16 protein-coding genes are annotated in these 13732 nt (G+C 57.5%); 6 read left to right on the forward strand and 10 right to left on the reverse strand.

What is annotated here, in order from left to right; all coding sequences use genetic code 11:
• Window positions 1–46 precede the first annotated feature (46 nt).
• The 4 genes from ACAW74_RS11155 to ACAW74_RS11170 form a co-directional block, all read right to left on the reverse strand.
• Window positions 47–745, reverse strand: coding sequence for a DUF4097 family beta strand repeat-containing protein (locus ACAW74_RS11155; RefSeq protein WP_370698279.1), 699 nt, complete (start codon window positions 743–745; stop codon window positions 47–49).
• A 33-nt stretch (window positions 746–778) separates the two neighbouring features.
• Window positions 779–1555 (reverse strand): DUF4097 family beta strand repeat-containing protein, encoded by a 777-nt coding sequence (locus ACAW74_RS11160; protein ID WP_370698280.1) that lies wholly within the window; start codon window positions 1553–1555, stop codon window positions 779–781.
• 170 nt (window positions 1556–1725) lie between these two features.
• Window positions 1726–2514 carry a HEAT repeat domain-containing protein gene (locus tag ACAW74_RS11165; protein WP_370698281.1) on the reverse strand — a complete coding sequence of 263 codons (789 nt, stop codon included), beginning with the start codon at window positions 2512–2514 and terminating at the stop codon, window positions 1726–1728.
• Window positions 2498–3016 carry a GFO_1088 family ECF-type sigma factor gene (locus ACAW74_RS11170; RefSeq protein ID WP_370698657.1) on the reverse strand — a complete coding sequence of 173 codons (519 nt, stop codon included), beginning with the start codon at window positions 3014–3016 and terminating at the stop codon, window positions 2498–2500. The genes ACAW74_RS11165 and ACAW74_RS11170 overlap by 17 nt, the downstream gene beginning before the upstream one ends.
• Window positions 3017–3227: 211 nt before the next feature.
• On the opposite strand from ACAW74_RS11170, the gene ACAW74_RS11175 reads away from it, so the two are divergent.
• The 4 genes from ACAW74_RS11175 to ACAW74_RS11190 are packed head-to-tail and all read left to right on the forward strand — an operon-like array spanning window position 3228 to window position 5966.
• Window positions 3228–3707 carry a molybdopterin-binding protein gene (locus tag ACAW74_RS11175; RefSeq protein WP_370698282.1) on the forward strand — a complete coding sequence of 160 codons (480 nt, stop codon included), beginning with the start codon at window positions 3228–3230 and terminating at the stop codon, window positions 3705–3707.
• A gap of 14 nt (window positions 3708–3721) precedes the next feature.
• A complete protein-coding gene (gene modA, locus ACAW74_RS11180; RefSeq protein ID WP_370698283.1) occupies window positions 3722–4480 on the forward strand; it encodes a molybdate ABC transporter substrate-binding protein in 759 nt (252 codons plus the stop codon).
• 11 nt (window positions 4481–4491) lie between these two features.
• Window positions 4492–5157, forward strand: a complete 666-nt coding sequence (gene modB, locus ACAW74_RS11185; RefSeq protein ID WP_370698284.1) for a molybdate ABC transporter permease subunit — start codon at window positions 4492–4494, stop codon at window positions 5155–5157.
• Entirely contained in the window at window positions 5154–5966 is an 813-nt protein-coding gene (locus tag ACAW74_RS11190) for a sulfate/molybdate ABC transporter ATP-binding protein (RefSeq protein ID WP_370698285.1), read from the forward strand. Before modB ends, ACAW74_RS11190 begins: the two co-directional genes overlap by 4 nt.
• 4 nt (window positions 5967–5970) lie before the next feature.
• Here the strand turns inward: ACAW74_RS11190 and ACAW74_RS11195 are convergent, their stop codons facing one another.
• The 4 genes from ACAW74_RS11195 to ACAW74_RS11210 all read right to left on the reverse strand — a co-directional run bounded on the left by ACAW74_RS11195 (window position 5971) and on the right by ACAW74_RS11210 (window position 9441).
• The gene (locus ACAW74_RS11195) at window positions 5971–7590 is read right to left on the reverse strand and encodes a hypothetical protein (protein WP_370698286.1); all 1620 of its coding nucleotides are present in this window, start codon (window positions 7588–7590) and stop codon (window positions 5971–5973) included.
• Window positions 7587–8294, reverse strand: a complete 708-nt coding sequence (locus ACAW74_RS11200) for a hypothetical protein (protein ID WP_370698287.1) — start codon at window positions 8292–8294, stop codon at window positions 7587–7589. Before ACAW74_RS11200 ends, ACAW74_RS11195 begins: the two co-directional genes overlap by 4 nt.
• A gap of 248 nt (window positions 8295–8542) precedes the next feature.
• Window positions 8543–8983 (reverse strand): aminoglycoside 6'-N-acetyltransferase, encoded by a 441-nt coding sequence (aac(6'), locus tag ACAW74_RS11205; protein ID WP_370698288.1) that lies wholly within the window; start codon window positions 8981–8983, stop codon window positions 8543–8545.
• A 26-nt stretch (window positions 8984–9009) separates the two neighbouring features.
• Window positions 9010–9441 carry an energy transducer TonB gene (locus ACAW74_RS11210; protein ID WP_370698289.1) on the reverse strand — a complete coding sequence of 144 codons (432 nt, stop codon included), beginning with the start codon at window positions 9439–9441 and terminating at the stop codon, window positions 9010–9012.
• Window positions 9442–9725: 284 nt separating this feature from the next.
• Between ACAW74_RS11210 and ACAW74_RS11215 the strand changes: the two genes are divergently transcribed.
• Window positions 9726–10373: a hypothetical protein gene (locus ACAW74_RS11215; protein ID WP_370698290.1), complete on the forward strand. Its 648-nt coding sequence runs from the start codon at window positions 9726–9728 to the stop codon at window positions 10371–10373.
• A 2-nt stretch (window positions 10374–10375) separates the two neighbouring features.
• On the opposite strand, the gene ACAW74_RS11220 is transcribed toward ACAW74_RS11215, so the two are convergent.
• Both ACAW74_RS11220 and ACAW74_RS11225 read right to left on the reverse strand, forming a co-directional pair.
• Complete coding sequence (locus tag ACAW74_RS11220) at window positions 10376–11896, reverse strand: GH3 family acyl-acid amido synthetase (RefSeq protein WP_370698291.1); 1521 nt, start codon at window positions 11894–11896, stop codon at window positions 10376–10378.
• A gap of 113 nt (window positions 11897–12009) precedes the next feature.
• Window positions 12010–12360, reverse strand: coding sequence for a nuclear transport factor 2 family protein (locus ACAW74_RS11225; RefSeq protein ID WP_370698292.1), 351 nt, complete (start codon window positions 12358–12360; stop codon window positions 12010–12012).
• A gap of 205 nt (window positions 12361–12565) precedes the next feature.
• On the opposite strand from ACAW74_RS11225, the gene ACAW74_RS11230 reads away from it, so the two are divergent.
• Window positions 12566–13660 (forward strand): sensor histidine kinase, encoded by a 1095-nt coding sequence (locus tag ACAW74_RS11230; RefSeq protein WP_370698293.1) that lies wholly within the window; start codon window positions 12566–12568, stop codon window positions 13658–13660.
• Window positions 13661–13732 lie beyond the last annotated feature (72 nt).

A 13732-nucleotide genomic window follows, 5' to 3' on the forward strand; every position in this document is an offset into this window, starting at 1 on the left:
GATGCGATATGTGCCCCAGCGTTGCACAACCACGAAAAAAGATCACCTATTTTTCTTTCCGCAGAAAAACGTTGTTGCTGATCGACTCCAGCCGAACCTCCGGCCCACCGCTCAGCAGGGTGCCTTCCAGCAGGTACCCCACGATGGGGTGCTTGGGCCGTTTGCCTTTAAAATCGATAGTCAGGTCGGAATAGGCCTCGCCCGTGATGGTTTTCATCGATACGTTGGCGCCCTTCGATCCCGGCCAGCTCACGTCGACAAACCCGCTGATCGACTTGGCCCATACGGGGCTGATGGCGCCCTGAATGTCGATGTTGCCGTTGATCGTTTCGACACGCAGCGCAGCTTTGCGCGGCAGCGTAATCTCGTAATTGATGGTGCTACAAACCGAATACGTGCTGCCATCCCGATTGGTGCTCCAGTTCGTGCGGTTGCCGGGGCAATCTTCGGCCCGCCCCTGCTTGATGAGTTCCTTGTCGAAATCAGTGTTAAGGCTGACGGCCTGCGCATCGGACCCCGTCTCGACCGTCAGCGCGTCGTTCAGTTTGCCGTTGTTGATCGTTGCCGAAATACGCACCGACGCCTCCGACTTGTCCCAGTAACGTACCTGAATATTATCACCGAACCGTAAGTTCAGGTGCACCGCCTGCCCTGAGGCTACAGGCAACGTTTTGGTAATGATTTTCTGCGCGAAGCCAGGCGTGATCAGCAGCCAGATCAATAAGAAAAGCAGTGAATTTTTCATGACAATCAAACGAAAAGGGTTGAGGAGGAAGCATTATTTCTGTTTACGGATGTAGATATCACTGCTGATGGTTTTCAGCTGAAGGTCAACGCCGCCGCCGTTGGTGGTGCCGTTGATGGAGTGTCCACCACCCATGCGGGTCATGCCGTCTTTTTTGTTCAGGCCCAGGTCGAAATCAGTATACATTTCGCCGGTAATCGAACTGAGTTTGAAATTGGCTTTGGTGGAGGCGGGGAGCGTCACGTCGATGGCCCCGCTGATGGTCGAAATAGCGGTAGGTTTGCTCTGGTTCAGCGTCGAGTACACCACGTTGACCTCTCCGTTTGTGGTGTTGGCCACCACGGGGCCGGTCACGTTCCGCAGGTTGATGTCGCCGTTTTTCGTGCGAATTTCCAGATCACCTTCCACGTTCTGCACCGTGATGTCGCCCTTTTGCCAATTGGTCTGCTCATAGAGGATGGCGACTTTCTGGGGTACCCGAATCGTGTAGGGTATGTCTTTCCGCGTCGCCTTCTCGATCCGCACAACCCCGTTTTCCGACGTCACCGACAGCCCGATTCCGGTATTATCGACGGCCGAATTGTAGAGCGGGCGCAAGCCTTTGGCCCGTTCGGGAGCCGCTTCCATCTTCGCCGACGTCTGCACGATCAGTTCGTTGCCGTTATACCCTTCCACTTTCAGGTTACCGGCATCCATCAGGATCATTACTTTCTGGTCGCCGCTGTTGGCGAGTTTGGTTTTGTACTCCTGCGCATAGAGCGTAGTCAGTTGGGCCAGGCATCCGATGCCCAGCAACAGCATTTTTTTCATGATGTAATTAGTTGATTGTTAATAGTTTACCTCACCCCCTGCCCCTCTCCTTGAAATAAGGAGAGGGGAGACTAAATAGGAAACCTCATCCTTACAAGCTGCCTTGTACACGAGCCAATTTTGGTAAGCCTCCCCTCTCCTTATTTCAAGGAGAGGGGCCGGGGGTGAGGTCACGACGTCGATTTCGTGACTTTGCTTAGGGCACCGATACCCTCTTCGGCTTTGAGGCGGACTACATCCAGCACCTGCTGGTTGCGGGCCAGCCACTGCATTTCGGGAGTTGCTCGTTTTTCTTTGATCGCCACCAGCGCTTCAATCAGCGTCAGTTGCACGTTGGGATCTTTCTGAATCCGGAGCGACTGGATCAACGCCTCCCGGACGCCTTCCTCGCCCTCGAATCGCAGCAGTGCCTGACAAGCCGCCAGCCTGACATTGACGTTGGCGTCGAAGTTGAGCGTGTTGATCAGCAACTGCGTGATCTCGCGGTCGGCCTGCCCAAGTTCTGAACTCTGGTTAACGGCATGAATCCGGTCGCTGGCCGAGGTTTGCGTCATGGCGTCGAAGGCCAGCGCTTTCTTAATCGAATCGGCCTCCGGTTGTTCCGCTTCGGCCAGTTCGGTACCCACCGCGGCGGGTTGCCAGCGGGTATAGTAACGCCCGCCCACAAAGCCCAGCAGCAGCAGCGTTACCCCCGCTGCCAGCCGCAGGCTCCAGCTCGTCAGTTGCCGCATGGGCGTGGTGCGCTGCGGCCCGAGTTTCCGGTCCAGTTGGGCAACTAGGTCAGTCGAGGGTTGCTCGGTCTGCGCCTTGGTCACGTACTGAAACAGGGGCGCATGAGGTAGCAGATGCTCGGGCAGGGGCTGGGTACGTTGGAAAAAATCGCGAAGCTGCCGCTCTTCGTCGAGGGTCGTTTCCCCGGCATAGTAGCGCGTCAGCAGGTCATCAATAGTTGGCTTCATAGTCGTTCAGTTTAACGTACCCGTCGCGCAGCCGTTGCCGGGCCCGCGACAGGGTGACGCGGATGGTGTTGATCGGCAACCCGGTTACTTGCTCGATTTCCTCGAAGGAATATTCCTCCACGTCGCGCAGGTGCAGCACCAGCTTCTGCGTGTCGGGCAGTTGATCGATCAGCCGTCGCAGTTGGGTGGCACTGTCGGCCAGTTCCGTCTGTCGGTGCGGCGACAATTGGTCGGTGGCCACGCTCCCCAAATCGGCATTGTCGACGCCCTTCTGCCGGTCGTGGGCCTTCAATCGGTCCAGACAGAGGTTTTTGGTCATTTGTACGGCCAGGGCTTCCACGCTTTGGTAGGTATCCAGTTGTTGTCGGTTCGACCACAGGCGCAGCAGCACATCCTGCAACGCATCCTCGGCATCTTCGCGGTTGCGCAGAAACATCGTAGCTAGCCGGAAGAGTCGGTTCTGAACGGGTAAGATCCGTTGCTTAAACGCCTGTAGGTCCATCTCACTGGCAAAGACGACCGAACAGGCCAAACATTACAGCATTGCCCAAAATTTTTTGAAACGTACCCGCCCACACGCTATCTACCAGACACGGCTGGGTACGTTGCCAGCAGGCCGTTACCTCTGAAAACAAGGCACCTACAACCCGGCACGAAGGTAGTTTGAAGCATAGCGTTATATTTGAACGGAAATAACGTCAATACCACCTGTCATGCGCCAACTCTGCCTGCTGCTCGCGGCCTCACTGCTGCTGGGCACGACCTACGCCCAGACCCTGACGGTTTCAGGAGCCGTAGCCAAACCGCTGTCGCTGGAACCGGCGGCGATAAAGGCCATGCCGCACACGGAGGTTACGAGCAAAGACCGCGATGGTCAGTTGCACCGCTACTCAGGCGTTCCGCTCATCGACTTGTTGAAGCAGGCCGGGGTGAAAACAGGCAGCGAACTGCGGGGCAAACAGCTACTGAACTACCTGGTGGTCAAGGCGGCGGATGGCTACGAAGTTGTCTTTTCCCTGCCCGAACTCGACCCGGAATTGGCTACGCGCACGATTCTACTAGCCGACAGCGCCGACGGAGCGGCTTTACCAACAGGCACCGGACCGTATCGGATCATTGTGCCCGACGAGAAAAAGCCTACCCGCTGGGTACGTGGCGTGATTTCGCTCGATCTGCGCTCGGCCAACCCCTAACCCGCCATACGCCAATGCTTCACTCGATCGGCCAACGTTTTCTTCTTCTGCTCGTATGCTGGACCGGCAGCTTACAGGCACAACCGTTGCGCGTGGCAGTAGCGGCCAATGCCCAGTTTGTGATGGAAGCGTTGCGGACGGCCTTCCAGCAACAGACCGGCGTTCAGATCGACGCTATTGTGAGTTCGTCGGGTAAGCTCACGACCCAGATTCAGCAGGGCGCTCCCTACGACGTGTTTCTCTCGGCCGACATGACGTACCCACAAGCGCTGTACCAGCAAAAGCTGACTACCGCCGCGCCGACGCCCTACGCTTACGGGTCGCTGGTGCTCTGGACCCTGACCGACTTGCCCCTCTCGGCCGATCTGCGGGTACTGCAAAACCCGGCAGTGCGCCACATCGGCATTGCCAACCCGGCTACGGCCCCCTACGGCGCGGCAGCTATTGCGCTGCTTACGTACCGAAAACGGCTCGGCGCGGTAAAGGCACGGCTGGTTTATGGCGAAAGCATCGCGCAGGTGAATCAGTATATTTTGTCGGGGGCGGTAGAAGTGGGGATTACGGCCAAATCCGTCGTGCTCGACCCGAACCTGAAACAACGCGGACACTGGATCGACCTACCGCCGCCGGGCTACACGCCCATAGCGCAGGGCGTAGTCATCCTGAAACGCAGCACGCAGCCCAAGGTGGCGGCCCAATTCGTTCAATTTTTGCGTAGCCCGGCGGCGCGTCGTATACTGCACCAATATGGGTATCGTACACCCACCGTTTAATGCTTTTCCTCATGCCTATTGACTGGCAACCCATCTGGCTTACGCTCCGGCTGGCGAGCGTCACTACGTTTCTGTTGCTGCTGATCGGCGTACCACTGGCGAGTTGGCTGGCCCTAAGCCGGTTTCGGCTCAAACCCGTCGTCGAATCGCTGGTGAGTTTGCCGCTGGTGCTGCCGCCGTCGGTGGTGGGGTTTTATCTGCTGCTGGCCTTCAGCCCCACGAGCCGCCTCGGGGCCTGGCTGTTGCAAACCTTTGACCTGCAACTGGTTTTCTCATTCCCCGGTCTAGTGGTGGCGTCGCTGCTCTACAGCCTGCCGTTTATGGTGCACCCCATTCAGGCGGGTCTCGAAAACCTGCCCGCCTCGTGGCGCGAGGCCGCCTACACGCTGGGCCAATCGCCCGTGCGGACACTCTGGCGCGTATTGCTGCCCAATTGCAAACCGGCGCTGCTGACGGGCATCGTGCTGTCGTTTGCGCACACCATCGGCGAATTCGGGCTGGTACTGATGATCGGCGGTAACCTGCCGGGTCAGACACGGGTAGCGTCTATCGCCATTTACGACGAGGTAGAACTGCTGCATTTCGACACGGCTCATGCCTATGCCGCCCTGCTACTAGGCTTGTCGTTTGCGATCTTATTGCTGGTCTATAGCATCAACAAACAGGTGACGGTATGATCGACGCCGCCCTGCGACTGCCCCGCCTGTTTACCGATGGCGCCGGTGAACTGGATGTAAATCTGACGTTGACGGCGGGTAGCCTCACGGCGCTGGTAGGGCCATCGGGTTCGGGCAAAACCACGCTCCTGCGGCTGCTGGCGGGGCTCGACGTACCTGACGAAGGGCGTATTTCGGTGAACGACCAGTGTTGGCTGGATACCCGGCGGGGCATCAACCGGCGCCCGCAACAGCGCTCAGTCGGCTATATCTTTCAGGATGCGGCGCTATTCCCCAACCTCACGGTACGCGACAATATTCTGTTCGTAACACCCAGCGGCGAACATACCCGCGCCGACCAGTTGATCGAAGCCACCGGTCTGACGCCCTTTGTCGATCAGAAACCGGCGAAACTGTCGGGCGGGCAGCAGAAACGCGTGGCACTGGCGCGGGCGCTGGTGCGGCGGCCACAACTGCTGCTGCTGGATGAACCGTTCTCGGCCCTCGATGCCGTCGCCGCCGATCAGCTCCGGCAGGTGGTGCTCGATCTGCACCGCGACTGGGGTACCACTACCCTGCTGGTCAGTCACCACCGGATCGACGTGGCTTCACTGGCCGACCGGGTCATTACGCTCCACCAAGGGCGCATCCAGACCGATCAGCCAACGTACCCGACGGACAAACCGGCTGGTCGGATCAACCGCATATGGTTCGATGAGGCTACCAAACTGTGGGTAATCGAAACGGACACCTTCCAGGTACGTTCGGCCGATGCCCGGTGGGGACAGCGGCGCGTGGGCGACCGCATCGAGGTTTCCTGGCTGAGCTAGCGCTTTATTTACAGTACGAATCCAGGTTGATTTTGAGCGTCCACTGTGCCTGCTCGACGAGGTAGTTATTCTCGCGCAGGGGCCAGGTAGCGCCACCGTCGGTACTCGCCCGGAAATCGTAGCGCCGCCCCGTTTGCAGTTTAAACGAACTCACGCTGCGAACGGTGCGGGTGGCCGTGATAAGGCTGCGCCACGATTCCTTGCCCACCTCGCTGTATTGGGTGATAATCTGGGCGGGCAGCGACGGTTCATCGAGCGTTTTACCCGCCGGGCAACGGAAATCGAGGGCTAGTTTGATAACGGGCGGCACCGGCAATTCGGCCAGGCTGATCGCGATGGGCTTGGGTTCGCAGGCTTGCCCAACCGCCGATTCGGCGATCAGTCCGCCTTTGGCGCCTTTTCCCCAGGCGTCGGTTTCGTCGTAAATGCGCAGTTTCAGGCGTCGGCCGTTGCGCTGATTCGAAATCCGGATCAGCGCCCCGTTATTGACGTTGGCGTAGAAGGTCGTTACGCGCTGCCCGTTGTCGGCGTCGATCAGTTCGCAGCGGTAATTGACGTCGACGTTGGCGAGTTTGCTCGTGATGCTGAACACCGGCCCCACGTCGCAAACCGATTCGGTCCAGGTAGCCACGTAGGTAGCCACCCGGTTCGCCGTCGCCTGGTATTCCAGCTTGCCGGTCTGGGCATTGCGCACCACCACGCCGGGGGTTTCGGCCTGCCAGCGGTTCAGAAACGCATCGTAGCTATACAGCGGAATCGAGTCGCCGGGCTGCACCACGCGCCCCGTCGCTACGTTGGTCGTCGCCGGGTTTATGTCCATCGTCCAGCGCGCTGCCGGGGCCAGCTGAGTGGCCAGCTGATACGAATCGTTGAAGAGTTCCAGCGCTACCGAACCCGCCAGCGACACAATCCGCATCGACCCCAGCGCGGGTTTGCCGGGCAGCCCCGCCACGTTCGACAGAATACCACCGCCAGGTACGTACCCGAGGGCATCGTCGTAGCGGTTGGGTACGTACAGCAGTTGCAGCGTGTTGGCACCACCAACGGCCTGCCCGTCGCGGTCGGTCAGTTTGGTGCCGGTCGCGAGCACTGCCGATGCTCGCCAGGCATCGGTCGCCGGGCCGTTGGTCGTGGCCGTTAGCTCTGATGATACGTTTCCCGATGCATCGGCGCGCCCCGACGACCGCGCCGGCAGCAACGAACGAGGCGGTTTGCTCAGGCTGACCTGCCGCACCGAGCGCCCGACCCGGCTGGGGTTGGTGAGTACCATCGGTTGCAGGGCGGTGAGGTAATCGTTGGTTTCGACGACCGCCGTAAACCGAAACGGCTGTTGGGTCGATAGCACTGTTTCGGGGGCCGGGGCCAGCAGCAGTACGCCTTCCGGGTTGACTTTGTATTTGGTGGTATTGAGCGTGGTAACGACCCGGTTGGCATCGGGCCCCGCCACTTTCACCCGGTTGTCGGTGGGGCGGGGGTTGTTGGCCGGATCGTAGAGGCGAATCTCCACGACACCCTGTTCGATCGGGTCTTTCAGGCCTATTTTAACGCCGTCGATGGGGTTCTGGCAGGTGAACAGGCCGCCCGCCAGCACGAGCACAGCGAAAGAGAGAATCCGGTGGGTCATAACGTGGGGCGATTTAGGTTGTACGTCAGCCGGAGGTTCAGGGTGGGCAGGTATCGGTAATTGCGCAGGTTGTTTTCCACGATCGGCACCTGTTCGTCAAGCGTCGTCGTTTCCAGGAACCCTTCGTAAGCGAGGTTTACACGGGGGCGGCCGAGGTAATAGACCCCCATCTCGAACCCCACGCCGAAGCGTTTGCGGGGAACGGCGCGGCCAAAGCCCCACCCAACGTACCCAAGCACCGACTGCCATTGCAGGCGCAGATCAACCGTGCCCACGTCTTCCGGCGTGAGTTCGAGGCCATCGAGCTTCAACTTGGTGTCGGTGGTGGCAACGGCGCCGATATAGGGGTGCCAGCTATAGGCCACACCGCCCGCCACAAAAAACGAACTGCGCCGAAACGGATGCCAGTTGATGCCCGCCTGCACCAGCCCGATCATCAGGTCGGGGGCAACGTTCAGGTACGACTCCGACGAGACATCGACTTTAATGGGTTTGCGGTAGGCGATGTACTGCCCCTGCACCACCAGATCCAGTCGGTGCGTGGTACTCAACGTCCGGCTGAGCATAATGCCGGGGCCGGTGGTGGTGAGCTTGATACCGACAGCGTCAATCAGGTGAGGACTGGCTTTTCTACTTTGTCCATAGCCTAACTGTGCCATCAACGCTAAACCGATGATCCAGCCGTAGCACTGTCCTGTTTTCATACGCTTTTCGTAACGCCTTTCTTCTTTACCGTTGACACAGGCCGAAACCTGGTACATATGTAAAGATGTAAACTGCGACGTTACCGCCTTCGCCAATCTGCGTTAAGTCCAACAGAATAAGCCAGAAAGAGAATTAATTTTTGCAAACGGCTGGTAACCAATCGATACCTGATCTGTTGGCAGCAGCCACGTACCCAGCGGTATCTGTCAGGCTGGGTACGTGGCTGCGGGGGCTCATTGCCCATGTTTTACACCTGTTTGATATACGAGACCACCCACTCGACTTCGGTGAAACCACTTCGTTTGTGGAAAGCCTGACCCAGTTGATTGTCGAACAACACGTCGGAAGCCAGTTCGGTGCAGCCCTGTTCGCGGGCCCACTGCTCGGCCCGGCTGATCAGCGCCCGACCAATGCCCTGTTCCTGCCGGTCGGGTTGTACGTAAATTCCTTCCAGATAGGCGACCGGTGTCTGGCTGGCGCCCGGCACGTAATCGGTACGCAGCGACAGGTTCATGAAACCAATGGCTTTGTCCCGTTCGTCGCGGGCCAGAAAGCCCGCTTCTCTGGGCGACTGATCAATCGTACCCAAGATCGCCTGCATGTCGGCGGTGTCATAATCGGGCCACAGTTCCAAGGCCAGTTGCAGCCAGTCGTTCAGGTCTTTTTCCGCTACTTCGTGAATCGTCATAAACTCTTTTTCTCGTCACAATGCCCTTACAGCATCGTAAATGAAAAAGGCTGGCTCGTTTTTACGTTCACGGGTTGCCCATTTTTTTGGCCCGGAATCCAGTTGGGCATCAGTTTCGTAACCCGAACAGATTCTTCGTCGCAACCGCCCCCCAACCGCTGACTCACCTGTACATCGGTGATACGTCCCTGACTCGTTACTACGAAATCGACAACGACTTTGCCCATAACCCTGTCCCGTTGCGCTTCGGCCGGATAGCGCATGTTGGCAGCGAAAAACTGATAAAGCGCGGTTTTCCCTCCTTCGGGCATCGGCGGCTGGTCAACCTCGGCGATGGTGTATACGGTGTTATCGGCGGGAGTTGGGTCGGTTTGCCGACACATCTGTAATAGCGGCATAGCGGCTATTAACAGGAAACGTAAACCAGATTTGTAGCTGAGCAGGACTGTGTGTTTCATAGCTAACCGAAGGTCAGCAAAACAACAACACCTTAAAAGCCATTTAGTAAACTTAATAGTACGATAAAGCAGGTTTTTTTTGAGAGGCGTACGCTTTTGAGTTGCCCCCACGCTAGGGGCGCCTGATGATTGCTGACTCACTGGCACGGATGTTTCAAGATCCCTCCTATCGTCGGGATGGCGGAAAATCATTACCATAGCTGGACTAATCAATACGTTTACCGTAACCCGTAATCGAACCAACGGCGGGGCAGCGAGTTAGACTATTATCCAACGAACGAGGTATGGAAACACCAACGACAGCCGCCAGTATAGAGGCCCAACAGACTGGTATCACGCCCGAACTAGCTGCGTTTGGGCAGCATAAGCATATTCCGGCCATCATCGAGAAAAACGTTCTGACGGCTCTGTCGTTCTACCCGGAACTGGCCGATACGGTCATTCATTTCGAGTTTAAACAGTACATCAAATCGTCGGTGATGCTGGCGCAGCCGGTGTTCAATAGTTTACTTGGGTCTCGCCAAAACCGCTCATACCGGATCTACATCAGTGCGCTGTTCCGGCTCACGCACACGGCGATTCCGATCCACCAACTGCCCGACGAGATCATGATTGGCTGGATCGGCCACGAGTTGGGGCACATCATGGACTACAAACAACGCAGCAACCTCGGCATGGTGCGGTTTGGGCTGTCGTATCTGTTGTCGCCCAGGTACGTTAAAGAAGCCGAACAACTGGCCGATGGCTACGCAGTCAGGCACGGACTGGGCCACTACCTGATTGCCACCAAACGGTTTATTCTGGACCATACCGAATTGCCGCAGCGATACAAAGACAAAATTGCCCGGCTGTATGTTTCGCCCGAAGAGATCACGGAGCAGGTACGTAGGCTGGAAGCGGAGAAACTCGACGCCCAGCGCGCCGCGCTGTGACGCTAGACCAGGCTGCCGATGTATTGCTCGAATTCCAGAAAATCAGCCTCTTTCATCACGCGCGGAATCTTGGCCTGTCCACCCAGTTTCTTGAATTCCTCGCTCCAGCGGTAAAATTTTTCGACCGGAATGACCTCGGCCTCTACGCCTTTCAACGATTTGGTGCGGGCAACTTTGTAGTTTTTGTTGGCAGCCTGCAAGGCCTCGTCAAGGGCGGGTGCTACTTGAACGTCGGCCAATGTTCGGTTGGCGCCGATATACCACTTGTTGATGTATTCACCGTCTTTGCGCACCGCCGCCACCACAAACTCGGGAATCTCGATGTCGAACTGCTGCTGTAGCTGCTGCATCGCCTGATTCATCTGAAACACCGATAACTGCTCGCCCACCACGTTGAGGAAATGCTTGGTACGGCCGGTGATCTTGATTTCGGCGCGCTGCTTGTCGGTAATCATGACGGTGTCGCCGATCATATACCGCCACGTGCCCGATACGGTCGAAATCAGCAGCACATAATCCACATTTTCCTCGGCCTGTTCCAGCGCGACCACCCTGGCGTCGGGTCGCACGCGCCCGGCGTCGTCCATGTTGTCGTCGGTAAAGGGCACAAACTCGAAGAAGATGCCATTGTCGACAATGAGCGCCATCGACTCGGTATCGGGTCGTTTCTGCGTAGCCAGATACCCTTCCGACGTCAGGTACGTATCGATGTAGGTAAGGGGGCGGGCCAACAGCGTTTCGAGACTTTTCCGGTAGGGTTCAAACGCCACACCACCCGAGGTATACACCTGTAGGTTGGGCCAGATGTCGTGGATGGTGTCGAGCTTGTTGTAGGCGATTACCTCCTTCAGCATCATCTCGATCCACGACGGAATGCCGCTCAGGCTGCCGATGTCCCAGCCGGGGGCTTCCTGCGCAATGCGCCGCACGCGTTCGTCCCAGTCCAGAATCGACGCAATCTCGGTGCCCGGTTTGTAATAGCCCCGGAACCAGGCCGGGATGTTGGCCGCACTGATGCCGCTGATTTCGCCTTCCTGATGATCGTCTTTCTGAATCAGATTGACACTGCTGCCCAGCATCAGAATCTGTTTCTCGAAGAAATCGGCGGGCAGGTCGAAGTTTTTGAGACTCATCACCTGCTGAATACCCGATTTCCGGATTGAATCGAGCATTTCGTCGGTGACGGGGATGGCTTTGCTGGTGCTGGTGGTGCCGCTGCTGAGCGCGAAATACGATTGACCACCGGGCCAGGTTACGTTCTGGTGCCCTTCTTCCAGGTAATGCCACCAGTCGGCGTGTAGTTTGTCGTAATCGTGCACGGGCACAGCCGCCTGGAAGGCAGCGACAGGGTCGGCGCTGTGCAGGATCTCGGTAAAGGTATACCGCTTGCCGAAAGCCGTCAGCCGGGCTTTTTCCAGCAGATGCCGGAGCACGTCGCGCTGTGCTTTAGCCGGATTGGGCTCCGACGTCACGAAGCCATATACATCAATGGCCTTTCTAATCAATTCACCAATAACGGCCATACAGGAGCTCTATCGAAGGAGTACACTACCCGATTAACCAGCTCACCCCGCCTTTGTTGGCAAGTTGGGCACAATACTGCTGCATGGCTATAGAGTAACTCAAGCGAATGCGGCTACGGCTTCACGATGTCCATGCGGCAGATCAGGCCACCCTCGATGGTGTATACGTGCTTTATCAGACCGTCGGTGAGCAGCGCCCCGTGTTTATCTTCGATCAGCTGATGCACGATCACCTCCGTTTGGCCGGTCGGCAGGTCGCGAAACGAGACGGGCGTCACGGTGGGGTTGATTTCCTGCCATTGCCGTTGCCAGTAATCGCGGACGGCGTCGTGGCCGTGCACGTAGCCGCCCTCCCAGCCATTTGGCCAGTCGACGGTGGGGGTCAACAACTGTAGCACGCCGTCGATGTCGCGGGCATTGAAACCCTCGTAGGCCCGGCTGATTAAGTCCTGATTATCGGTCATCGGTCGATTATGATGTTGACACAAACTAAGCGGATGATCGACCGGTCGCCTGTCGTTATGGCTTGAGATTTTATCGGATGATCCGAGGCGTCACGGCTCCGAAATGACGGTTCATCGGCTACATGTTCCGGTTCGTGGGTATCGCGCTTGTTTATGAACCGGTTAGCCCGTAATCTGTGGCTTTCTAACTGATACGCCCTCCCCCTTGGAACCGCTGAACGACCGCTGGCTACGCATCGTGGGCATTACGTTGCTGATGGTGATCTACACCGGCAGCGCGGGTGTCTTCCAGCAGCCCCTCAGCGGCAATCTGCTCCTGCGCATTGCGCTGACGTTGTTCCTTTTCGTCACGTACTGGCACGTCCTGCGTGGCGTGATTTTCTTTTTCCGGCGTCGGTTCCCCCAGCGGCGGAAAACCCTCCTGCGCCTGTTGCTCACGTTCCTGACGGGCGTTGTGGCGGCGTCGATCCTTGGTTTTCTGTCGGCAGTGCTGCGGTTCTGGGTGCGGTACGGAACGCTGGCTGATTTCCGCAATACCGATCAGGCGGCGAGTTTTACGCTCAACAACCTCACGCTATCCTTCCGGCTGTTTAGCGTTGATGTCTTCCAATCGGTCATCATCGTTGTTTTCTACCTGACCCTCTACGAAACAGTCCTTTACATTCACGACTCGACGCAGAATCAGAAACGACTCAAGCAGGCCGAGCAGGAAAAAGAAAAGCTACGGATCGCCAACCTGCAAAGTCAGCTCGATGCACTGAAGCAGCAGGTCAATCCGCATTTTCTGTTCAACAGCCTTAACGTGCTTGACTCGCTGATTGAAGAAGATCCGCAACAGGCACGGGTTTTTCTGGACGAGCTGAGTTCGGTCTATCGCTACCTGCTGCGCTCCAACGAGAGTCGGCTCACCAACCTGACCACCGAACTGGACTTTATCAATTCGTATTTCCACCTGCTCAAAACCCGGCACGGCGCGGGCCTGACGCTGACAGTGGCTATCGACGAGCAGCTTGCGGCTTACCAGTTGCCACCGCTGACGCTGCAATTGCTGGTGGAGAATGCCGTCAAGCACAACGTGGTGCTACCCGACCAACCCCTGACGATCCGGATTGAAACCGACGCAGAAGCCCGGCTCTCGGTACGAAATACGCTGCAAAAGAAGCCGTCGCGGGTCTTGAGTAATGGCGTGGGGCTGGGTAACATTCTGGCCAAGTACCAGATGTTGGGGCAGGCAGCGCCCACCTTCTTCGAAGTCGATGGTGAATTTGTGGTTACCCTCCCGCTCATTCAGCCGGAGTAGGGTATTGGCTGCGCCGTCATTGGTAGTCATTGATGGTCATTGGCTGCGCGTCATTGGTTGTTAATGACCTTT

Source organism: Fibrella musci (assembly GCF_041321105.1).
Classification (GTDB): Bacteria; Bacteroidota; Bacteroidia; order Cytophagales; family Spirosomataceae; genus Fibrella; species Fibrella musci.